21 protein-coding genes and 1 pseudogene are annotated in these 20,164 nt (G+C 59.2%); 10 read left to right on the top strand and 12 right to left on the bottom strand.

Annotated elements, in window-relative coordinates:
* Positions 1-8 precede the first annotated feature (8 nt).
* Positions 9-1,916: a hybrid sensor histidine kinase/response regulator gene (locus J2J99_RS18150; RefSeq protein WP_246638671.1), complete on the top strand. Its 1,908-nt coding sequence runs from the start codon at positions 9-11 to the stop codon at positions 1,914-1,916.
* Positions 1,917-1,971: 55 nt separating this feature from the next.
* Here the strand turns inward: J2J99_RS18150 and J2J99_RS18145 are convergent, their stop codons facing one another.
* Together J2J99_RS18145 and ftsH are read right to left on the bottom strand one after the other, a co-directional pair.
* Positions 1,972-3,018: a lysylphosphatidylglycerol synthase transmembrane domain-containing protein gene (locus J2J99_RS18145; RefSeq protein WP_168296144.1), complete on the bottom strand. Its 1,047-nt coding sequence runs from the start codon at positions 3,016-3,018 to the stop codon at positions 1,972-1,974.
* Between the two features lie 9 nt (positions 3,019-3,027).
* Positions 3,028-4,878 carry an ATP-dependent zinc metalloprotease FtsH gene (gene ftsH, locus J2J99_RS18140; RefSeq protein WP_168296145.1) on the bottom strand — a complete coding sequence of 617 codons (1,851 nt, stop codon included), beginning with the start codon at positions 4,876-4,878 and terminating at the stop codon, positions 3,028-3,030.
* Positions 4,879-5,147: 269 nt separating this feature from the next.
* On the opposite strand from ftsH, the gene J2J99_RS18135 reads away from it, so the two are divergent.
* Positions 5,148-5,579 carry a DUF3775 domain-containing protein gene (locus J2J99_RS18135; RefSeq protein WP_168296146.1) on the top strand — a complete coding sequence of 144 codons (432 nt, stop codon included), beginning with the start codon at positions 5,148-5,150 and terminating at the stop codon, positions 5,577-5,579.
* 113 nt (positions 5,580-5,692) lie between these two features.
* Here J2J99_RS18135 and J2J99_RS18130 read toward each other — a convergent pair whose 3' ends face one another.
* The 6 genes from J2J99_RS18130 to J2J99_RS18105 form a co-directional block, all read right to left on the bottom strand.
* Entirely contained in the window at positions 5,693-5,848 is a 156-nt protein-coding gene (locus tag J2J99_RS18130; RefSeq protein ID WP_168296147.1) for a hypothetical protein, read from the bottom strand.
* 145 nt (positions 5,849-5,993) lie between these two features.
* On the bottom strand, positions 5,994-6,746 hold the full coding sequence (locus J2J99_RS18125) for a helix-turn-helix domain-containing protein (protein ID WP_168296148.1): 753 nt from the start codon (positions 6,744-6,746) through the stop codon (positions 5,994-5,996).
* Positions 6,747-6,965: 219 nt separating this feature from the next.
* On the bottom strand, positions 6,966-7,511 hold the full coding sequence (locus J2J99_RS18120; protein WP_168296149.1) for a hypothetical protein: 546 nt from the start codon (positions 7,509-7,511) through the stop codon (positions 6,966-6,968).
* A gap of 98 nt (positions 7,512-7,609) precedes the next feature.
* The gene (locus J2J99_RS18115; RefSeq protein ID WP_168296150.1) at positions 7,610-8,257 is read right to left on the bottom strand and encodes a BON domain-containing protein; all 648 of its coding nucleotides are present in this window, start codon (positions 8,255-8,257) and stop codon (positions 7,610-7,612) included.
* Positions 8,258-8,314: 57 nt separating this feature from the next.
* Positions 8,315-8,557 (bottom strand): hypothetical protein, encoded by a 243-nt coding sequence (locus J2J99_RS18110; protein ID WP_168296151.1) that lies wholly within the window; start codon positions 8,555-8,557, stop codon positions 8,315-8,317.
* 10 nt (positions 8,558-8,567) lie between these two features.
* Positions 8,568-8,825, bottom strand: coding sequence for a hypothetical protein (locus tag J2J99_RS18105; RefSeq protein WP_168296152.1), 258 nt, complete (start codon positions 8,823-8,825; stop codon positions 8,568-8,570).
* A 386-nt stretch (positions 8,826-9,211) separates the two neighbouring features.
* Between J2J99_RS18105 and J2J99_RS18100 the strand changes: the two genes are divergently transcribed.
* On the top strand, positions 9,212-11,503 hold the full coding sequence (locus tag J2J99_RS18100; protein ID WP_168296214.1) for a heavy metal translocating P-type ATPase: 2,292 nt from the start codon (positions 9,212-9,214) through the stop codon (positions 11,501-11,503).
* Here J2J99_RS18100 and J2J99_RS18095 read toward each other — a convergent pair.
* Positions 11,479-11,700, bottom strand: a complete 222-nt coding sequence (locus tag J2J99_RS18095) for a hypothetical protein (RefSeq protein WP_168296030.1) — start codon at positions 11,698-11,700, stop codon at positions 11,479-11,481. The genes J2J99_RS18100 and J2J99_RS18095 overlap by 25 nt on opposite strands.
* A gap of 247 nt (positions 11,701-11,947) precedes the next feature.
* Between J2J99_RS18095 and groL the strand changes: the two genes are divergently transcribed.
* A complete protein-coding gene (groL, locus tag J2J99_RS18090) occupies positions 11,948-13,567 on the top strand; it encodes a chaperonin GroEL (protein WP_168296153.1) in 1,620 nt (539 codons plus the stop codon).
* Between the two features lie 147 nt (positions 13,568-13,714).
* Here the strand turns inward: groL and J2J99_RS18085 are convergent, their stop codons facing one another.
* Entirely contained in the window at positions 13,715-14,362 is a 648-nt protein-coding gene (locus J2J99_RS18085; RefSeq protein WP_168296154.1) for a phosphoribosyltransferase, read from the bottom strand.
* Positions 14,363-14,422: 60 nt separating this feature from the next.
* Positions 14,423-15,253, bottom strand: coding sequence for a universal stress protein (locus tag J2J99_RS18080; RefSeq protein ID WP_168296155.1), 831 nt, complete (start codon positions 15,251-15,253; stop codon positions 14,423-14,425).
* Positions 15,254-15,596: 343 nt separating this feature from the next.
* On the opposite strand from J2J99_RS18080, the gene J2J99_RS18075 reads away from it, so the two are divergent.
* From J2J99_RS18075 to J2J99_RS18065, 3 genes are all read left to right on the top strand, one after another.
* Entirely contained in the window at positions 15,597-15,896 is a 300-nt protein-coding gene (locus J2J99_RS18075; protein WP_168296156.1) for a hypothetical protein, read from the top strand.
* 59 nt (positions 15,897-15,955) lie between these two features.
* On the top strand, positions 15,956-16,171 hold the full coding sequence (locus J2J99_RS18070) for a ChaB family protein (RefSeq protein WP_168296157.1): 216 nt from the start codon (positions 15,956-15,958) through the stop codon (positions 16,169-16,171).
* 192 nt (positions 16,172-16,363) lie between these two features.
* On the top strand, positions 16,364-17,011 hold the full coding sequence (locus J2J99_RS18065) for a BON domain-containing protein (protein ID WP_168296158.1): 648 nt from the start codon (positions 16,364-16,366) through the stop codon (positions 17,009-17,011).
* Between the two features lie 235 nt (positions 17,012-17,246).
* Here J2J99_RS18065 and J2J99_RS18060 read toward each other — a convergent pair whose 3' ends face one another.
* Complete coding sequence (locus tag J2J99_RS18060; protein ID WP_168296159.1) at positions 17,247-17,606, bottom strand: ATPase inhibitor subunit zeta; 360 nt, start codon at positions 17,604-17,606, stop codon at positions 17,247-17,249.
* Between the two features lie 289 nt (positions 17,607-17,895).
* Between J2J99_RS18060 and J2J99_RS18055 the strand changes: the two are divergent.
* The 3 genes and pseudogenes from J2J99_RS18055 to J2J99_RS18045 all read left to right on the top strand — a co-directional run.
* A pseudogene (locus J2J99_RS18055) lies at positions 17,896-18,927 on the top strand (zinc-dependent alcohol dehydrogenase family protein); the annotation flags it as partial.
* 246 nt (positions 18,928-19,173) lie between these two features.
* Positions 19,174-19,530 (top strand): GNAT family N-acetyltransferase, encoded by a 357-nt coding sequence (locus tag J2J99_RS18050; protein WP_246735344.1) that lies wholly within the window; start codon positions 19,174-19,176, stop codon positions 19,528-19,530.
* Between the two features lie 154 nt (positions 19,531-19,684).
* On the top strand, positions 19,685-20,125 hold the full coding sequence (locus J2J99_RS18045) for a baeRF12 domain-containing protein (RefSeq protein ID WP_246638672.1): 441 nt from the start codon (positions 19,685-19,687) through the stop codon (positions 20,123-20,125).
* Positions 20,126-20,164 lie beyond the last annotated feature (39 nt).

Raw genomic sequence — 20,164 nt, 5'->3', positions numbered from 1 at the left:
ACGGCCATATGACGACCAAACCCGCAACCGAAACCGAACTCGTCGAGATTGCTCGACTGCTCGATGGAGCCAACCTGATCATTCACGGCTTCGACGGCGTGATCAGCCGCTGGACCGGTGGTTGTGAAACGCTCTACGGCTGGTCGCGCGAAGAAGCCGTTGGTCAGGTCGTACACGAACTTCTGGCAACGCAGTTCCCCCGCCCTGTGGAAGAGATTCGTGATGTGATTCGCAGGAATGGGGCGTGGGAAGGCGAAGTGATGCATCGCCACAAGGATGGACGCACCCTCTTCATCGCCACACGCTGGGTCGGGATCAACCATTCCTCTTCGACAGGCATGATCGTGCAAGCCAATAATGATGTGACGGAGATGAAGAAGGCACAGGACGATCTTGCAGAGCGGGAAGCGCATTTGCGTTCGATCCTCGATACCGTTCCTGAGGCGATGATCGTCATAGACAATGCCGGCACCATCTCGTCTTTCAGCGCCGCGGCGGAGCGCCTTTTCGGCTATTCCGCCGAGGAAGTTTTTGGCAAAAACGTCAAGATTTTGATGCCGCAGCCGGATCGCGACGCGCATGACGGCTATCTCTCGCGCTACATGACGACCGGCGAACGGCGCATCATCGGTTACGGCCGCGTGGTGAGTGGCCAGCGCAAGGACGGCTCTGTCTTTCCGATGGAGCTGGCCGTCGGTGAGGCAATCGCAAATGGAAAGCAGATATTCACCGGCTTCATCCGCGACCTGACCAGCCGACAAAGAATCGACGAGGAACTGCGCCAATCGCAAAAGATGGAGGCGATCGGTCAATTGACCGGCGGACTGGCGCACGACTTCAATAATCTTCTGACCGTCATCACCGGTAATCTCGAAATGATCGAGGACAAGCTGACAGACGAAAGACTGCGGCCGCTGCTACACGAGGCGCAGGGCGCTGCCGATGACGGCGCAAAGCTTACGGGCCAACTGCTCGCCTTTGGCCGCCGCCAACCGCTGAATCCGAAGCTCACCAATGTCGGCCAACTCGTTTCCGGCTTTTCCGAGCTCTTGCGACGTACTCTCGGCGAGGCGATCGAATTCCGCACCATTGTTACGGGTACCGACAACAAAGCACTCGTCGACAGTTCCCAGCTGCAAAACGCGCTGCTCAATCTCGTGCTCAACGCCCGGGATGCGATGCCCCGCGGCGGGCGGGTCTCGATCGAAATATCGCGCGTCAAGCTCGATGTCGATTATGCCAAGATGTATCCTGAGGTGCGCACCGGCGATTACGTGCTGGTCTCGGTGACTGACACCGGCAGCGGCATGACTGACGAGGTGAAGCAACGGGCATTCGAACCCTTCTTCACCACCAAAGGTCTGGGCGCCGGTACGGGGCTCGGGCTTTCCATGGTCTACGGCTTCGCCAAGCAATCCGGCGGCTATATCCAGCTCTACAGCGAGATCGACCGGGGCACGAGCGTACGCGTTTTTCTTCCGGCTGGGCACAAGGGGGTCGATAGTAGCGGCGAGACCGGAGCGGAAGAGCGAACGCAGCCGGGGATTCCCGGCGGCGCCGAAAAGATCCTGATCGTCGAAGACGACCCACGCGTGCGCCGCGTCGCCGTTTCCCGCCTTGTCGACGCCGGTTATACGGTGGTAGAGGCGTCGGATGGTCATCAAGCGCTACAGCGGCTGGACGAGCATCCCGATATTGCCTTGCTCTTTACCGATATCGTCATGCCAGGCGGCATGCCCGGTGATGAACTGGCCGATATTGTCAGGTCGCAGAACCCTGATATCAAGGTCCTCTTCACGTCGGGCTATGCCGAGCCAACGATTGCCGGCCGGGAGTTGGCCCTTTCCGGGAATTGGCTGAAGAAGCCCTATACTGCCCGCGAGCTGGCGGCCCGGCTCCGCAAGCTGCTCGATTGAAGTCTGTTTGCGCCAATTTTTCGATCAAAAGCTGCCTATAAGGCAGGCCTTCAGCTCAAAGTACACCGCCCTTCCTGCCCTCACGGCGGATGAGCCAGAGACCCGGAAGCATAGGCAGCCAGAACGTGAACCCTCGCAGGATAAGCGTCGCGGCAAGACCCATCTCAACTTGTACCCCGACAAGATGAAGGAGGCCGACACAGCTTCCTTCGAAGGGGCCAAGGCCGAGGGGGAGCGGCGAAAGCGTGGCGACGACCGAGGCCAGAACGAAACAGATCAAAGCATCGGACCACGCTGTTTCTACGCCTATGGCGCGTAGGGCCAGCCACAGGGTCGCGGCGTCGAGCAGAAAGATTGCCGCCTGTAAGGCCGTTGCCTCGGCCAAGACGATGCCATCGCTCACCAGATCGCGTCTGACTTTGGCCAGTGCCTCCGCAATCCTTGCGACGGGCGGCCAGGACCGCATTGATCCGGGGATCAACCGACCGCGGGAGTGCGCGACAAGAAGCAGAACGGCTGCAATGAGAATGACAACTCCGACGAAGGCAATCGACAGCGAGAACCAGACATCCGTCAGGTCGCCGCTGTACCAGAACATTGCAAAGGCAATCATTGCCACGAGCAGATAAGCCGCATAATAGGAGATCGCTGCTATCAGAAGCGCCGTTATCGCGATCGGCGAGGGAACTGCCCGGTTGATCAGGCCTCGCACCACCATGACGCTGCCGCTGAGACCCCCCATCGGTATGGCCTGATTGGCAAAAAGTTCAACCACTGCAAGGCAGAGCAGGTCGGAAAATTGTTTGCGATATCCGGCTCTAGCCATGACTCGTCCCCAGATCGCCGCCGCACAGACGTAGGTGGCGAGTTGGACGACGAGCGCGGCCCCAAGCCACTGGGAATCGGCCGATTCCATGGTGACGATGAAGAGACGGAGGTCGCCGAAATGCAAGATGGAACCGACAAGGCCTCCCAGGACCAGTATGCCGACTCCCCAGCCGACGATCAGGCCAACCCTGCTCGGCTCACTGGAGAAGGATGGAATATCCGGCGCGGGGGATGGGTTGTCTGGTTCCGCGACGTCTGGTCGGCGGCTGACCATCGTTGAATCCTATTGGGCTGCGGCGGCCGGCAGGAGATCCTGCGTGGCACCGACATCTAAGCTGCCCGCTCGCCGTAACGGCGGGAAATCGGCAGGGGTGATTGTCTCGCGTTCGAGCAGTAGATTAGCGCCGGCGTGGAGATCGGCGATGCGGGCCGTCAGTAGAGCCTTGGCTTGGTCATAAGCCTCATCGAGCATGATCCTGGTCGCGATGTCGACTTCCCGAGCGGTGGCCTCGGAATAATCCCGCTGCCGCAATTCCGGTTGGCCGTTGCCCAGCCATTGGAGATGCTGCGGCTCCAACACGGCCTGACCGACCGAACTCATGCCAAAGCGCGTGACACATCCCCTCGCCACGTCGGTCGCCTTTGCAAGATCGTCGGCGGCTCCTGTCGACACCTCGTCGAAGACCACGGCCTCCGCGGCCCGGCCCGCCAAAAGGGCGATCAAACGCTCCTTCAATTCGCTGAGGGTGATCAGGAAGCGATCCTCCGTCGGGCGCTGCAGTGTATAGCCAAGAGCGCCGATAGAACGCGGAATGATCGAAACCTTTTGCACAGGGTCGGTTTTCGTCAGGGCGGCCGCCGCCAAGGCATGTCCCATCTCGTGGTAAGCGACCCGTACGCGCTCCTGCGGATTGAGCAGCCGACTGCGGCGTTCCGAGCCGGCGACGATGCGCTCCACAGCCTGGACAAAATCGACGAAGGTAACGGTAGCGCCATTGCGGCGTGTCGCAACGATGGCCGCCTCGTTGACGAGGTTGGCGAGGTCGGCGCCCGTGAAACCCGGCGTCAGGCCTGCAATGTCATCGATCTTCACGTCGGGTGCCATTGTCACCTTCTTTGCGTGCACGGCGAGGATCGCGGCACGACCTTTCCGGTCTGGCCGGTCGATCACAACTTGACGATCAAAACGGCCGGCGCGCAGCAGCGCCGCGTCGAGGATCTCCGGCCGGTTGGTGGCCGCCAACAGAACAATGCCAACTCTGGGATCGAAGCCGTCGAGTTCGGAAAGAAGCTGGTTCAGGGTCTGCTCCTTCTCGTCACTGCCGCCGTAGCCCGAGACCGGGCTGCGGGCGCGGCCGAGCGCGTCGAGCTCGTCGATGAAGATGATGCACGGCGCTGCTTCGCGCGCCTGCTGAAAAAGATCGCGCACGCGTGCGGCGCCCACGCCGACAAACATTTCGACGAATTCAGAGCCGGAGATCGAGAAAAATGGAACATTCGCCTCCCCGGCAACAGCGCGGGCGAGCAGTGTCTTGCCCGTGCCCGGCGGACCGACAAGCAGAATTCCCTTGGGGATACGGGCACCAAGCCGACCGTATTTATCCTTCTCCTTCAGGAAAGATACGATCTCCTGCAGTTCCGCTTTGGCTTCGTCGGCGCCGGCGACATCCTCGAAGGTGACGCCGGTCTTGCGTTCCAGATAGACCTTGGCTCGGGATTTGCCGATATTGATCAGGCCGCCCATCCCCTGTCGCTCGGCAAAGCCGCGGAATAGGAACATCCAGACGCCGAGGAATAGCAGCGTCGGCAGCACCCAGGAGAGGATCGCCGTCAGCCAGTTGCTGTCTGTGCCTCCTGAAATCTCAACGCCGGCCTTCTCGAAAACCTCTGCTGCCTCGGGATCGACACGATTGCTGACAAACAGGGTCTTCCCATTTTGCGGCTGTTTGAACACCCCCTGGATCATCGTCTCGGTCAGCGTGACAGACTGCACCTTCCCGTCGGCAACCATGCGCATCAGATCGCTGTAGGGGATGTTGAGCACATCTCGCGAAGCGAGCCAGAGCTGGAAAAGACCAACCAACACGATCGTCACGACAAAATAACCAATATTGAAGCCGTGTTTGCGTTCCATCGGTCTCTCCAGCTTCCAGACGCCCACACATCTTCCTTCCACAGCTGCCTGCGAGCATCATTGACGCCGATCAAGTTCGGGTGCTGATCGCTTGAAGAAGCGCGTCGCAAAAATGCTGACGGGCGTTCAGACGAGCCGAGATCCACGGTCAGGCGACGCTGCCGCGAGAGATCGACCGCGCCGCCACTAGAATTTGATCCAGGCCAACGCGGCCGGGCGGGGCAGATGGTAAAGTGCGAAGCTGAGAGGAAAGAATGCGAGGAAGCAGCATGAGCACCGTTACAAGCGAGAATTGGAGGCCGAGCATCTCACCCGACAAGGTGCGATATTTCATCCTCAAGAGCAGGGAATTCGTCGTCAAGGATGTGCTCACGGAGCCCGATCCAGGTTCCAATCCGACGGATGACAACATGATCGAGATCTTGGAAGAGCATCCGGATGATGTTGTCGAAAGGGAATTGACAAGCGCGATCTGGGCCCTCAACGAAGACGAACAGGTCGATCTCGTTGCCCTCGCCTGGCTCGGCCGCGGTGACGGTGAGGCCAGTGAATGGGATGACCTGCGACGTCAGGCGGCCGAAGCGCACAATGCCCATACCGCGCTCTATCTCTTAGGCTTGCCGCTTCTGCCAGACTATCTCGAAGAGGCCCTCGATCAATTCGGAGAAAGCTCGAGCGCCGCCATGGAGGGAAAACTGTAATCGCATCAGCGCAACCTGTGGCGACGGGCGCCAAAAACGACCTTCAGCCAGCAAAATTGACGGCATGTCAATCAGCGCAAGATGTCAATCAGCGCAAGCGAAAGGGAGAGAGGTCAGCTTCTCGCCGTGCCTTGTTGAATTGACTCTTCCAGCCGCGCCTGCTCGCGCTCGATCATCCGCGACAGTTTTGCACGCTCGACGGGATCTCGTTCCCGTTCAAGCATCTCCTGAAATCGCCTGATATTTTGTTGAACGACGTATGGGTCCATCGATGACCCCCGATCCAGACCACATCCGCCACCATTTTAGTCCGGTCTCGGCCAAGATCAATAATTCGTTCTCGCTATCGATGAGTGGCATTGGGTAGTCGGCCTGTCGCCGCCTTGACTGTGTAAACCTGCGACGGTGACGATCTCAATGGCGCAGGCTCTTCAAATGCGGCGCCATTTCCATTCTACTTCCGCCATTTTCATCGTCATTCCCGGCAAGCTGCGCAAGCCCTGACCGCTTCAGGATGCGAATCGAATGGCGGCCGGCAGGTACAACGATGGCTTTTTTGTTCAGCTTGGTCATAGTTCGAGAGACGGTCTCTATCGTCAGGCCGAGGTAATCGGCAATGTCGAGCCTGGTCATGGGCAGCTCGATGACCAGGTCGCCTCGTCCATCACACAGCACGCGAAGAAGCTCCTTCAGCAGAAATGTGCAGACCCGTTCCTCGGCATTCTTGCGGGAGAGAAGCACCACTTGATCCTGGGCGGCGGCCATCTCGTCGCAGAGACGGGCGAAAACTTCCGGCCGCAGTTCGGGCGAATTGGCGACTTCCGCATCGAATGACTTGCGTGAGATGCGGCGGATCCTGATGTCGGTGATGGCTTCGGCGCTGTAGAGATAGCGGTCCTTCAACGACACGCCGATAATATCGCCGGCATGCAGGAAGCCGGTGATCACGCGGCGACCGTCGGAGATGATCTTGAAGATGCGCAGGCTGCCCTCGACGACCTCGAAAACACCTTTGGCGGGATCGCCCTCGAAAAACAGCGACTGACCTGCGGCCAAGCGCTCGATGGGCAGCTTTTTGAAAAGCCCGAGCAGGCAGTGCGGCTCGCGATCGATAAACGCTACATTCGTGGCCTCCTTCCCGTGGTGAAAATTAGCGTTCTGCAGCATCTCCGTCCCTCCGTGCTGTCGGTGAAGACAGCTAAACGCCTCACCGGTGACATGCCGATGTCCCGAGCGTTAAAAACGGTGCGATTGTGTAACAGTCTGTAACAGGCATAGATCGGTGAGGTGCAGACTGCGCAGACTGTGGGGAGAAATGATCCCTGCTGGCCTATCCAGTTACTTTGGTCCCCGTCAATCTGGAAAGAGCAGGTTGTTCGAAAGGCATCAGAGCGGGAAGATCGTTCCGTGGTCCCATCGATGACGGAATTCGTCGTTGTCGAGGAGGCTCCAGTTTTCTGGCCTGAGGGCCCAGACCCTCAGATAGTTACACTGCGCATGGAGCGCTCTCTTCCTCATGACATCAAAGAGCTTTGCGGCGATCTCCTGCTCCTGGAGCAGACTAACGACAATGAAGATCGGAACGTCGAACAAGCGCCCGGCGGTCAGATGTTCTTCAATTCGAGTGTAACACAGGCCTCGAATGTGATCATTGATATCTGTCGCGACTATGAAGTTGCAGCGCGGCAATCCGCTGTCGGCGTAGCGCCAGGATGTAGAGCCATTCCGATCTTGCCGCGGCCCGGGAAGATCCTGTTTCTCTTTGTCCTCTTTTTCTTCGCGTAACTCGGGATTCAAGGTCGCAGCGCACTCCTGCTCGAATTGCTCTAACGTCAGATTCGGCATCGCCGCTTGAGCCAAGACGTAGGCGCGCTGGATTTGCGGCCACTGAAGAGGGCGGATCGTGAAGCTGATGATTCCGGCTGCTGCCATGTCAACGCCCATCCAAACTGAACCATAGTTCGCCATGACGCCGCAGACCGCGCCGCCGGTAAGCGGCGCGCGATTGAATACCCAGTTTGCGATCTCGGTTATCCGATCGCGATTTGATCGTTCAACGTCTTGATGCCTGGCGCCGACCAGGCCGCACGCTCAGCTGCTCTGCGTTCCGACCAGGTATGAACCTTACCCCTGAGGGTGACGCTGCCCCCGGAGACTTCGACACGGATGCCCTGCGATTCAAGTTCGGCGTCGCGTTTGAATGCATCCTCGATCCGCTTCTTCACGTCAGCCGCACTGACGCGGGGAGTGAGCTCGATCACGTTGGATAGGCCAACCACGCCAGCGAGGTTGCGAACGGCATCGGCCGCGGCATTCTTCTGATACTGCCATTCGACCTTGCCGGTCAGCGTAACCCAGCCCTTCTGGACCTTCACCTGGACTGCGCCCTTTGGAATGGAAACGTTCCAGTCGAGCATATTTGCGGCGCGGCGGGCAATGTCGTCGTCCGAAGTCTCGCGGTTGCCGAAGATCCTGACTTCGATCTCCTGTGCAATGCCGCGTACCCCTTTCACCCGCTTCACGACCCTTTCCGCAGTCTCCTTCTCGGAATAGGAACTGACATGACCCGTCAAGGTAATGATGCCGTCTTCTACGGCAACGCCGATATTCGCAGCGTCGATGCTCGGCTCGAAATCGAGCTCATCGAGAATGTCCTGTCTCAAGGTAATATCGTCCATGGCTTGCTCCTTTCAGCTTCAGGGACTTCTTTCGCGCAGCCGACGAAAGCGCGCCCGCTAGGCGGGTAGCACGATGCGTTCGATTGCCGATTTCGCGCGCAGCCGCTCCTTCTGCTGGAGCAAAGCACCACGCAGTGCATCAAGCCTTGCGCGCGATTGCTGAACCCGGCCGAGTTCGGCGGAGACCGCCGTCGGCAAGGCAATCCGTGGGCCCTTCGAAACCCGCTCGTCCGACTCGCCGAGACTCATGAGGCCAACAAGGCCGATGGAAGTGACGACGATTGCTGTTGGCATTCGCATCGCCTTCTCCTCAAGTATGATAATTGGCATCCGGCCCGACGTATTCCGTCAGGAAACCAACGGAATGAGCTTTCCAGATCGGTGCGTTGGCACCGATGAGATTGGTATCGATGGGCTGGTTTTCCTCGGGGCAGCAGTCGGCGAAATTCGCGCGCATCCAATGGGCGGCCTGTTGCGTCAGCGCGCGGCCCGTCCAGTGTCTAGCCTGTTCTCGCCGAATCCTGAAATCCAGCGCTTGTCGCTCGACAGATGCAATGAAGGCAGACATTCAGTTCTCCTTTATCGCTGCAAGCAGATTCATAAGGGGATTTCTGGCAGTCCCGGTTCAATCAAGTAATGGCAGGCATACGCCAGTGCGTTTCCTGGCCACTGCCCCGTTAACCATAGGCAAGCTGTGCGCACTCTCTTTGATTCGAATCAAAAAAGGCCGATTAAAACCTGCCGCGGAGTGAGAGGCGTCGGCCGGTCTCAGAAGGTTCAGGGCGCGACGGCTTCAGGCTGACGGAGCAGCTCGGGCGATCGGGGCTTTCTTGATTTGTGTCAAGGCGGCCTCTGCATGGCAGCCGGATCGTGTGGCAGGCCGGTCGTTGCCGCCGGTCACACCGAGCCTCAGGAGGACCGCGGTTGCCGGCACGAAACGAAGTCCACCCGCTGATGCGGGGCTGGCGTAGAGCCAAAGAATGGACGCTGCCATTTGTCGCAGTGGCGCTCGTCGCCGGCGGGGTCGCCAGGTTCACCGGCCAGGAGGAACTTGCCGCGCAGTTGTGGGCGACAGGAACGGCGGCGATCTTCGCGGTCCTCTCGATCGATATCGGCATCGGTCTGCACAGGAGGGAATTCGGCCTCGATCTAATCGCGGCGCTGGCGATGGGCGGTGCCATCTTCTTCGGAGAATATCTAGCCGGAATCGTTGTGGCCCTCATGTTTACCGGCGGACAATTCCTGGAGAACTTCGCCCAGGGCCGGGCTGGCCGCGAGATGACAGCACTGCTCAGCCGTATGCCGAACAGCGCGGTCCGCTATGAAAGCGGCGGCCTTCATGAGGTGGCTTTGTCGGTCATCGTTCCCGGCGATCTCATACTGGTTCGCCGCGGCGAGATTGTTCCCGTCGACGGCATCGTCGGTGGACCTGACGCTGTTCTCGACCAGTCAGCGCTGACCGGTGAAGCCTTGCCTGTCCGGCGAAATTCCGGGCAAGCGGTGATGAGCGGCTCCACGAACGCAGGGGATGCTTTTGATCTTCAAGCCACCAGTGCGGCCGCCGACAGCACCTATGCCGGGGTCGTCAGGCTGGTCGAGGCGGCCCAGCAGACAAAGGCGCCGATGGTGCGGTTGGCCGCTCGGTTTGGTCTGGGATTCCTGGCTTTGACTTTGACGATTGCAGGGTTGGCGTGGGGATACACCGGCGAGGCCACTCGGGCGCTCGCCGTCATTGTCGTCGCAACGCCTTGTCCGCTGATCCTCGCCGTGCCGGTCGCCATCGTTTCCGGCATCTCGCGCTGCGCGAAGAAAGGCATCCTGGTGAAGGACGGAGGCGCTCTCGAAGCTCTTGCGGCAGCAAAAGTCGTGCTTCTCGACAAGACCGGGACAGTTACCGATGGTCGCGCCCGACTGATCGAGATGAAGATACGTGACGGTCTCGATCCGCTTGAGGTCCTGAGGCTGGCAGCATCGCTGGATCAAAGCTCTCCTCACGTGGTAGCGCAGGCTCTCGTAGCGGCCGCGCGTGAACGAGGGCTTAGGCTCGATGTGCCTGCAGACGTCCGCGAGGCGCCCGGCTCTGGACTGACGGGGCATGTCGGCACGCTGCACGTGCTGGTCGGAGGATGGGCCTTTGCGCGTGCCAGGATTGAAGGCGCGGATTTCAATAGTGAGATCGAAGCCTGGATACGGCGGGAGGGAACGGTCGCTGTCATTGTGGCGATCGACGGCAAGCTTGCCGGAGCCATCCTTCTGGCGGATCAGATTCGCCCCGAAGCGGGTTCCGTCCTGCGGCATCTGCGGGAAGCAGGGGTTGCACGAATCGTGCTCGTCACCGGCGATCGCGCCGATCTTGCTGCCGGCGTTGGCGCATTTGTCGGAGTGGACGAAGTCATCAGCCAAATGAAGCCCGAGGATAAGACGACCGCCGTCGAGGCGGAAAGGGCAAGGAGCCGCCCCGTCGTCATGATCGGTGACGGTGTCAACGACGCGCCGGCGCTCGCGGCGGCCGATGTCGGAATAGCGATGGGTGCGCGCGGCGCCGCGGCGTCATCCGAAGCAGCAGATGTCGTGATACTGGTCGACCGTTTGGATCGGGTGGTCGACGCTGTCCATATCGCCCGCCGCTCGCGCGGGATCGCGCTGCAGAGCGTCTATGTAGGCATTGGTCTCTCGATTGCCGGCATGATGGTGGCTGCGTTCGGTTACCTTGCGCCGGTGGGAGGGGCACTTTTCCAGGAGGCCGTCGATGTTGCCGTCATACTGAATGCACTGCGCGCGCTGGGTCCGGCCATCTCCCTTGGTGCGAGACCGAAACTGAGCAACGAAGAGCTCGCGCAGCTGGAGGCGGAACATGTGGCGTTGGCAGATGTGATCGACGATATTCGCATGACGTCGGATCGCCTTCGCCGTCTTTCGAAGACGCAAGTGAAGGAAGAGCTCGGTAGGCTCGGTTGCGAACTGCGTGAGCGTCTCCTTCCCCATGAGAAACAGGACGAACAGGTCTACGCGCGCCTTCGCCGACGAAGCGCAGCACCGGACGCTCTGGCCGGAATGAGCCGAACCCATATGGAGATCCAGCGGCAGGTGCACAATCTGGACGTTATGTGCAAGGCATTCGACCAAGAGGCGCCGACGGAGGCACAGCTCCATGACGTCGAACGACTGCTGTATGGGCTCGAAGCGATCATGCGCCTGCATTTTGCGCAGGAAGAAGAAATCTACCGATCTCTGGAATCAGGGTGAGGCGCTATCGCCTGCTCGGCGGGCGTGGGCCGCTGCACCGTTGAGCGTAGCAATGGGGCGTTTCGCTGGTCGTGCTCCACGATCGATTTGACAAGCGGGATGCCGAAGACGGTGGCGAGCATCAGAACAAGAACGATCAGCATAAGATGATCGATGATGAGCCAGCGCACCCAACGTCCAGCAGAGAAATGGTTCATAGTGTTCCTCCGATCGGCGACGGCGTGCCTAACAGCAGGCGATGTTCCCTGACGCTTTGTTGATGCGGCGATCAAGCGACAGTCTAAGACGTGCCCGCCAAGAGGCATTTGCGGAGGATCAAAAGCCGGCCGCTACAGGTCTGTTGCCAGCGCTTGTTGACGCGGGTCAAATCCATGCTGGCAAATTCATGTCAGTGATTGCGGATGAGCCCGGCAAGCCAGGCCACGACACTTCGGGGAGGTGAAAATGCCACACAAACAAGTTCTCTTTCACACGGAGGCAAGAGGTAAGGTTCTTCAGGGGGCTGCCAGGCTTGCCGATGCAGTCCGCATCACGCTCGGACCACGTTCCAAGTCCGTCCTGATCGAGAAAAGATGGGGCGCTCCGATCGTCTGCAATGACGGTGTCACGATCGCCAAGGAATTCGATCTGAAGGATCCCGAGGAAAACCTGGGAGCCCGCATGCTACGCGCCGCGGCTGAAAAGACCGGAGAAGTGGTGGGAGACGGAACCAGTACCTCGACGGTGCTGGCGCATGCGATCCTGGCGGACGGTCATCGCAATGTCGTGGCGGGCGCGAGCGCGATCGACCTCAAGCGCGGCCTCGATCGCGCCGTCGGCCGGGCGGTGAAGGCGCTGCGCGATATTTCCAAGCCGGTGACGACTGACAGGGAGAGGCAGCAGGTTGCGGCCATCTCCGCCCACAATGATGAAACTATCGGACAGCTCGTGGCCGAGGCGATGGCGAAGGTCGGCAAGGAAGGCGTCATCACTGTCGAAGAGTCCAAGACGATGGAAACGCGCCTCGACGTCGTAGAAGGCACGCAGTTCGATCGCGGCTATATTTCCCCCTACTTCGCAACGGATCCCGAGAAAATGGAGTGCGTTCTCGAAGATGCGCGGATTCTGATTTTCGACCGGAAAATAACGGCGCTCGGCGATCTGGTCGGCCTGCTCGAAGAAATCGCCAAGTCCGGCAGGCCGCTTCTCGTCATTGCAGAGGACGTAGAAAGCGAGGCCCTCGCCACTCTGATCGTCAATCAGATCCGAGGCACCTTTCGCAATTGCGCGGTCAAGGCGCCCGGCTTCGGCGACCGCCGCAAGGCCATATTGCAGGATCTGGCTCTGCTTACCGGAGCGCAGCTTATCTCCGAGGATCTTGGCTTCAAGCTTGCCAAGACGACGCTCGAGCAACTCGGCACGGCGGCGCGCGTTGTCGTCGATAAGGACACGACGACGATCATTGGCGGGGGCGGCTCGCAGCAGGCCATAAAGGCAAGGTCGGAACAGATCCGCAAGGAGATTGAGACCACCACCAGTGATTACGACAAGGAGAAGCTTCAGGAACGGCTCGCGAAACTTTCCGGCGGAGTTGCGGTCATCCGGGTCGGCGCTCCCGCGGAGGCGGAGAGCAAGGCCAGAAAGGACGCGCTCGACGATGCCATCAATGCAACCAAGGCCGCCGTCGAGGAGGGGATCGTTCCCGGCGGAGGGCTCGCACTGTTGCGCTGCATCAAGGCCGTGTCGGAAGAAGAGGCGTTTTGCGACGGTGATGAACGGACGGGCGTTCAGATCCTCAAGCGGTCGCTGGAGGTTCCAGCACGCCAGATTGCCGAAAATTCGGCCGTCGATGGGGGCGTCGTCGTCGCCAAGATGCTCGAAGGCGAGGGAGCGATCGGGTTCGACGCGGCCCGAAACCGCTATGTCGATCTTCTGCAGGAAGGCATCATCGATCCGACCAAGGTTGTGCGAGTGGCGTTGGAGAACGCAGTTTCTGTTGCCAGCATATTGCTGCTGACGGAAGCCACGATGACGGAAATCCCGGAGCCGCTCCAGCAAACGGCAGCGCCCCAGACGGAAATTTAGCGGGCCAGGTCTTCTTTGCCAGCGCTGCCCGAGAACATCGCGTCAGCACGTAGCACGTGCGCCTGGCGGACCAGTTGCGTCTTCCAGCTTTCCGGCAAGTTTTGAAACGTCTGCCTGTATGGTCAAATGCATCTCGCGGCAACGCAATCAGCTTGCGCTCGCCGTCAGTTGTTGAAAGCAGTCGATGACATCGCCATCGGACAACTGCGGAAAGTTCAGATAAAAGCTGCCGACGGCGCCGAAGGGGGATGCGCTTTCCAGATAAACGATCTCTTCAGCGTCATTCTCGAGATCGGCCACCACCTCTGAAGGCGCAGCCGGAACAGCGATGACAATCCGTTCGACGCCGCACTGCTCGATTGCAATCGCCGCCGCCTTCATTGTTGCGCCGGTGGCGATTCCGTCATCGACCAGAATGACGATCTTGCCGGCAATATCGATGCTCGGAAGAATGCCCTTGAAGAGCGATTTGCGGCGTGCGATCTCCTTCAGTTCTGCGTCCATGGCGGATTGGAAAACGGATTCCGAAACCCCGGTCAGGCGAATGATGTCGCTGTTTCTGACGACATATGAATTTGCTCCATCGACAACCGCACCCATCGCGACCTCCGGCCTTGCTGGCACCCCGATTTTCCTGACGAAGATCATGGTCATCGGTGCGGCCAAGGCTCTGGCGATCTCCAGCGCGACCGGAATTCCACCGCGCGGAAGACCGACCACCACCACGTCCTGTCCACGATATTTAAGGAGCGCCGCAGCAAGCCGCCGGCCCGCATCCTGTCTGTCCTTGAACATGATCTTCCGACTCCCTCTTTAACGAGACGCTGCAACATCTTCCTCGCCGGCTCACCGAGATCAGTGGCTCAGGAAGAGTGGTCGATTGGCGGTTTCAATCATCGCTCGGGTAACGCCGCCGAAAATGTGTTCGCGCAATCGGGAATGACCGTAAGCGCCCATTACAATAAGCTCCGCTCCGATCTCGATTGTTCGTTGCTTTAGGACTTTTTCGATCGGTCTTCCACCGCTGGCGACGGCTTCGACTGAAAGCGCTACGCCTTGCCGTGCAAGATAGGCAGCGACATCGGCACCTGGGTCTTCGCCGCTGGCCGACGCTCCTGGATCCACCATGACAAGGTGCACCGCTCTGGCTTGCTGAAGGATTGGAAGGGCTTGCTGAACCGCGCGCGCTGCTTCGATCCGAGAATTCCAGGCGATGAGAACAGAGCTAGGCTCGAGGTCGGTTGGGTGATCGCTCGGGTTTAAAAGCATGGGCGCGGGCGCCTGGAACAGGGTTCCATTTACAATTTGACGGCACAGCTCCTTGTCGCGGGCAGCCCGGTGACCCACAAGGGTGAGATCGACATAGAGGGCTCTCGCCGCGATCTCCTCGTCCGCCCAGGCGGCTTCGGTGCATAGAGACTGAACGTCAAATGAAAGGCCGGACGATGCCAGCTGCTCTTCCGCCTGCCTTGTGCTTTCGGCCAGTTTGGCCAGATTACCTTCACGCTCCTCGAGCCGAACGGCCGAGACGATCTCCGCAGACGCGCCGAAAGGCGGTGGCGCTGTGATCGCCATCACCACGACCGATAGATGGGCGTCGACGGACTGACCGATCACGATTGCGTTGTCGAGATCGTCTCGAAAATCATTGACCCCAAGCACTGTAAGAATCGTTCTGTACCGCAAGGCGACGTCTCCTGCCTCTTCGGCTGCATTCGCTCAAATTTATGCCCTTGGCTCATGCATGCTTTGACGCACATCAAGAGGAGGGAAGCCTTCGGGATCCGAAAATCCTGACGGATGACAAACGGATAAAAATGTGACCGATCGTCATATTTTGATACGTGTCAATGAAGAGAAGCCCCGAACCACTGATGATGGTCAATCGAGAGACGTCCAGCAATCGATGCCCCTCGAGCGCATTTGCCGGACAAGCAGAACAGGTTCTTGACATGCTTGACCATCGGATGACCTCGCCAGCGCAACTCATGTGGCGATTTTCATCGATTGGGGAGGGAAAGGAGACGATATGAGCGAAGTTCTCTCACGGACCGCGGAAGCGTTATTGGCTGGTGCGGGGAACTGCGAGGGCGCTTCCAGCGGCGTCGATTTTCGCCTTGAGCGGAAAAGCAATGATGAGTGGGAGATTGTGGCCGTATCGCCACGCGCCCGCGCATGGGTGCATGAAGAACTCTGCTGCCCCTTTGCGCAAACTTTCAACAACATCATTCGAGCGGATGCTCTCAGCGCAAATTCCTTCGTGAAGGATGCACACGAGAAGGGATTGCGAACTGAATTTGTCGGCCAAGGCGGCAAGGATCTGTTCTGAGCGGCCACGATGTTCAAAGGCATGCACGGCAAGCTGTGCGATCAGTGGAGGGGCAAGATATGCCTTACGCCATCAACGAGGATCTGCCGCCTTCGGTCCGGCATGTGCTGCCGGATCACGCCCAGGACATCTATCGCGAAGCCTTCAATCACGCGTTCCAATCCCACAGTCACGATCCTCGCCAAGAAGAAGTCGCTCACAGGATCGCCTGGGCAGCTGTCAAAAGATCTTATGCAAAGATCGGGGGCGAGTGGACCGCCCGGGGCCGAATGTAGGAACCGCGTCAGGTCGGCTTGCCGCGTTCATTCCCGAGACGAAAGCGCGCCTCGGCATGGTGGCTCGCTGACCCAGTCGACAAGGCTTGCACGCTGACGCCTTTTGATCGATCGCAATGCGGTGCAGAACGGACTCGCCCATAGTTCCTGTCCAGGTTCCACCTCTCAAATCTTTAAACATGGAGAAAGAACATGAACGATACGACCATTTACCAGGACGTTTTGGATGAGCTGGACTTCGAACCGAGCATCGACGCCGCCAACATCGGTGTTGCTGTCGAGAATGGCATTGTCACCTTGTCCGGCCATGTCGAAAGTTACGCGGAAAAAGCAGCGGCCGAAGCTGCCGCACGTCGGGTTAGGGGTGTGCGGGCGATCGCAGAGGAAATCCAGGTCCGGTATCCCGAGCGCAAGAAACATGCCGACGATGAAATCGCCGCTCGAGCGCTGAAGATCATCAGCTGGGATACAGCACTTCCCGACGGTGCGATCGGCGTCACTGTCCAGCATGGCTGCGTCAAGCTGACGGGCGAGGTGCCATGGCACTTCCAGCGCATTGCTGCGGAGAATGCGGTGAAGAAACTCGGCGGCGTCGTCGCCGTCGCCAATCTTGTGACCATTCGTCCAGCCGCCAGCGCTTCAGACATCCGCCAGCGGATCGAGAATGCGTTGCGGCGCAATGCGGAGATAGAGGCTTCCGGCATTAAAGCTAACGTCACCGGTGGCGATGTCACACTCCAGGGGGATGTTCACTCCTGGAATGAGCGCCGCGCTGCCGAACAGGCTGCCTGGTCAGTTCCAGGCGTCACCAGGGTCGACAACCGCATTGCGGTCACCTGAAACGGGAGCACTCACAGCAGCTCTCGGTCTGACCGGAGCGACGATTCCCGCCCGCGGCAGAGCCGATGCCGCGCGTAGCCGCCGCCTGCGTTCATCAGAGCCTTAAGTTCATACTTGGAGGGTACCGCGCTGCCCAGAAATCCGTCTTACCCGCGAGCGCGGCAGCATAGACGGAGCGGAGCGAAGACGGCGAAGCTCTCGACGGAAGGTCATTGCCGATGTCTTCTCGTACAAATCAAGGACCACCAGAGGCTCGGTCCTGCTCGATTTCGGCGCTGTCGCGATTGGTTTCAAGCCATTCGGCGGCGTCAAACATCATCTCCTTCATCATGGAGTGGATATCGTCTTCATCGGCCTTCTGTCCGGCGCTGCGCAAATCCGCCAATATTTTCTGAAGCACATCATCGTCGCCACCAACGGCGGCATCCACCAACTGTACCTCTTTTAAATAGGCATCGGCATCCGCGCGTCCGAGCCTGGACGCGGCCCAGGCGGCGAGCATTCGATTGCGGCGGGCTCGCGTCTTCAAGAGCATCTGAAAGTCGAGGATGTATTTCTCCTCAAGGAAACGTCGTTTCGCATCGCCAGCGGTCATTTCACGAACCTCTTTGCTGATCTCGTTTCAATCGCTCGACTTCGAGAAGTATAGCGCACATCGCCAACATCTCCTTGCGATTGGTCAAAGCCGGCCGCATCCGCACCACTGTTCCGAGCGACGTCCCCGAAGTTGGACAGACCTCCCCGGGGTAGACGGGCCACGGCCGAGAGGCGGGCTAACTCTCATCGCTCTTCGTCCCAGCTCACGCGGCGATTGACCGCGGTCAATGTCGCAGTCGGTGTTCGGCGCAGGATGCCGGCAGGTTCACATGGACAGGAGACGGACGATGAAAGCTCTGGTTTTTGAAGGTGCCGGCAGAAAATCCCTTATGGACAGGCCGGTCCCCGTGATCGAATGTGCAACCGATGCCGTCGTGAAAGTCACAAGAACGACGATCTGCGGGACCGACCTGCATATTCTCAAGGGGGATGTTCCGAGCTGCAAGCCAGGCCGTGTGCTCGGTCACGAAGGCGTCGGCATCGTCGATCAGGTTGGCCTTGCCGTGACTCAGTTCAAGAAAGGCGACCGGGTCCTGATCTCCTGTATTTCCTCTTGCGGCAAATGCGACTACTGCCGGCGCGGAATGTATTCGCATTGTCTGAGCGGAGGGTGGATATTGGGCAATACGATCGATGGCACGCAGGCGGAATATGTCCGTATTCCGCACGCGGACACCAGCCTCTATCCCATTTCCGCCAACATGGACGAAGAGGCACTCGTCATGCTGAGCGACATCTTCCCGACAGGCTTCGAATGCGGTGTTCTGAACGGCAAGGTGCAGCCGGGCGCCACTGTTGCGATCATCGGGTGCGGACCGGTGGGACTTGCGGCGCTTCTGACCGCCCAATTCTACTCGCCGTCCCAGATCATCGCCGCAGACCTGGACGATAATCGCCTTGAAACAGCTGCCCGCCTCGGAGCCACCGATACCGTTCGCGCAGACGATCCCGATGCGCTGAGAAGGATCCTCGATCTGACGGGAGGCAAGGGCGTCGACACAGCGATCGAGGCGGTGGGTATCCCTGCGACTTTCGAACTCTGCGAGGAAATCGTCGCAGCGGGCGGGATCATCGCCAATATTGGGGTCCACGGCCTGAAGGCCGATCTCAACCTTCAAAAGCTGTGGTCGAAGAACATCGCGATCACGACCAGGCTCGTCGACACCGTTACCACGCCCATGCTGTTGCGAACGGTGCAATCGGGAAAGGTCGATCCCAAGCGGCTGATCACGCACCGCTTCAAGCTCGACGAGATCCTCGATGCGTACGACACGTTTAGCGATGCCGCGCATAGTCATGCACTGAAGGTGATTATTGATCTGGAAGCTGCCGGCGATTTGGACGACGACGTTGTGCGAGCGAGCGCGCGGACTTCTGTCGCCGGTCCAAACACTGCCGGAGGCATTCGTCTTCGCACCCATACCGGCCTATCGCTCGATGTGCGTCCGGTTCGGGACCATGATGAGCAGTTGCTTGCTGAATTCTTCAAACATCTGACGCCGCAAGATCTGCGATTCCGCTTCCTGGGCGGCGTTCAGGAAGTCAGTCATGAGAGGCTGGTTTCAATGACCCATGTGGATCATCGCCGTACGGAGAATTTCCTCGTATTTGCTGAAGGAGGGAAAGCCCTTGTCGCGTCCGCAATGTTAGCGCGCAACCCTTCTGGGGCAGAGGCCGAAGTGGCGATTGCGGTGCACGCCGACTACAGGCACAAGGGCGTGGCTTGGGAATTGCTTCGTTACGTCGCGAATTATGCGGAGGCCAATGGTATCAGGATACTGCAGTCGATCGAAAGCAGAGAGAATCATGAGGCGATCGAACTCGAGCGGGAGCAGGGCTTCGTCGCCAAACCCTTTCCCGACGATCCAACTCTGGTGCTGATTCAAAAAGAACTTCGACCGTCTAAAGGCATCAGTCACTAATCGCGGGCAAGGGTAGAATATCCAGCGGTTGGGTGTGTGGCGGCGAGCGCCGACCAATGCATTTCACAGAACTCATCACGTGATTGACACTGATCAAATATCGCTTCCCGCACGCGATTATTCTGAAGACCCATCAATGAAGAGGATGAGTGTCATGAACCGCAACATTGCTTACAACGCGCGGGTGCTTGTCGCGGATGCGAGTAAGGCGATACTGCTGCGAAATGCCGGAACCGCTTTCGAGCTCGCTCTGGAGGTCGAGCAGGTGATCGAGGCACCGCGCAATGCCCCTACCCGTGGACAGGGAACAGATCGGCCGGGTCGTACCGCCAGCGGCAGCCATCGCAGCAGCCTCGGGCAGACTGACTTTCACCAATTGGAAGAAGATCGGTTTTGTTCCATGGTCGCCGAAAAGCTCGAGGCGATCTGCGTGGCCAACGATATCCAAAAGCTTATCGTCGTCGCTCCCCCAAAGGCACTTGCAGACCTGCGCCGGGCGATGCCGGACGTGGTCCGGAAGCGCGTGGTGGCTGAATACGACAAGGATATCGTCCATCTTCCGATCGATGAAATCGAGAAGCATCTGATGTCATGAGGATAGTTATCATCCTCATGGCGTCTGGATCTCTGCCGT

Origin of the sequence: Rhizobium binae, from assembly GCF_017357225.1 — a bacterium.
GTDB lineage: Bacteria > Pseudomonadota > Alphaproteobacteria > Rhizobiales > Rhizobiaceae > Rhizobium > Rhizobium binae.
Note: the sequence above shows the minus strand (reverse complement) of the source record. Positions and strands in the feature narration are given on the sequence as shown.

What these genes read in the sequence shown, in the direction of transcription:
- groL (WP_168296153.1), top strand. Translation starts at nt 11,948, where the DNA reads ATGCCACACAAACAAGTTCTCTTTCACACGGAGGCAAGAGGTAAGGTT.
- J2J99_RS18120 (WP_168296149.1), bottom strand. Translation starts at nt 7,511, where the DNA reads ATGGCAGCAGCCGGAATCATCAGCTTCACGATCCGCCCTCTTCAGTGG.
- J2J99_RS18110 (WP_168296151.1), bottom strand. Translation starts at nt 8,557, where the DNA reads ATGCGAATGCCAACAGCAATCGTCGTCACTTCCATCGGCCTTGTTGGC.
- J2J99_RS18150 (WP_246638671.1), top strand. Translation starts at nt 9, where the DNA reads ATGACGACCAAACCCGCAACCGAAACCGAACTCGTCGAGATTGCTCGA.
- J2J99_RS18070 (WP_168296157.1), top strand. Translation starts at nt 15,956, where the DNA reads ATGCCTTACGCCATCAACGAGGATCTGCCGCCTTCGGTCCGGCATGTG.
- J2J99_RS18045 (WP_246638672.1), top strand. Translation starts at nt 19,685, where the DNA reads ATGAACCGCAACATTGCTTACAACGCGCGGGTGCTTGTCGCGGATGCG.
- J2J99_RS18095 (WP_168296030.1), bottom strand. Translation starts at nt 11,700, where the DNA reads ATGAACCATTTCTCTGCTGGACGTTGGGTGCGCTGGCTCATCATCGAT.
- J2J99_RS18085 (WP_168296154.1), bottom strand. Translation starts at nt 14,362, where the DNA reads ATGTTCAAGGACAGACAGGATGCGGGCCGGCGGCTTGCTGCGGCGCTC.
- J2J99_RS18115 (WP_168296150.1), bottom strand. Translation starts at nt 8,257, where the DNA reads ATGGACGATATTACCTTGAGACAGGACATTCTCGATGAGCTCGATTTC.
- J2J99_RS18105 (WP_168296152.1), bottom strand. Translation starts at nt 8,825, where the DNA reads ATGTCTGCCTTCATTGCATCTGTCGAGCGACAAGCGCTGGATTTCAGG.
- J2J99_RS18130 (WP_168296147.1), bottom strand. Translation starts at nt 5,848, where the DNA reads ATGGACCCATACGTCGTTCAACAAAATATCAGGCGATTTCAGGAGATG.
- J2J99_RS18060 (WP_168296159.1), bottom strand. Translation starts at nt 17,606, where the DNA reads ATGACCGCTGGCGATGCGAAACGACGTTTCCTTGAGGAGAAATACATC.
- J2J99_RS18065 (WP_168296158.1), top strand. Translation starts at nt 16,364, where the DNA reads ATGAACGATACGACCATTTACCAGGACGTTTTGGATGAGCTGGACTTC.
- J2J99_RS18135 (WP_168296146.1), top strand. Translation starts at nt 5,148, where the DNA reads ATGAGCACCGTTACAAGCGAGAATTGGAGGCCGAGCATCTCACCCGAC.
- J2J99_RS18145 (WP_168296144.1), bottom strand. Translation starts at nt 3,018, where the DNA reads ATGGTCAGCCGCCGACCAGACGTCGCGGAACCAGACAACCCATCCCCC.
- J2J99_RS18100 (WP_168296214.1), top strand. Translation starts at nt 9,212, where the DNA reads ATGCGGGGCTGGCGTAGAGCCAAAGAATGGACGCTGCCATTTGTCGCA.
- J2J99_RS18075 (WP_168296156.1), top strand. Translation starts at nt 15,597, where the DNA reads ATGAGCGAAGTTCTCTCACGGACCGCGGAAGCGTTATTGGCTGGTGCG.
- J2J99_RS18050 (WP_246735344.1), top strand. Translation starts at nt 19,174, where the DNA reads ATGACCCATGTGGATCATCGCCGTACGGAGAATTTCCTCGTATTTGCT.
- J2J99_RS18125 (WP_168296148.1), bottom strand. Translation starts at nt 6,746, where the DNA reads ATGCTGCAGAACGCTAATTTTCACCACGGGAAGGAGGCCACGAATGTA.
- ftsH (WP_168296145.1), bottom strand. Translation starts at nt 4,878, where the DNA reads ATGGAACGCAAACACGGCTTCAATATTGGTTATTTTGTCGTGACGATC.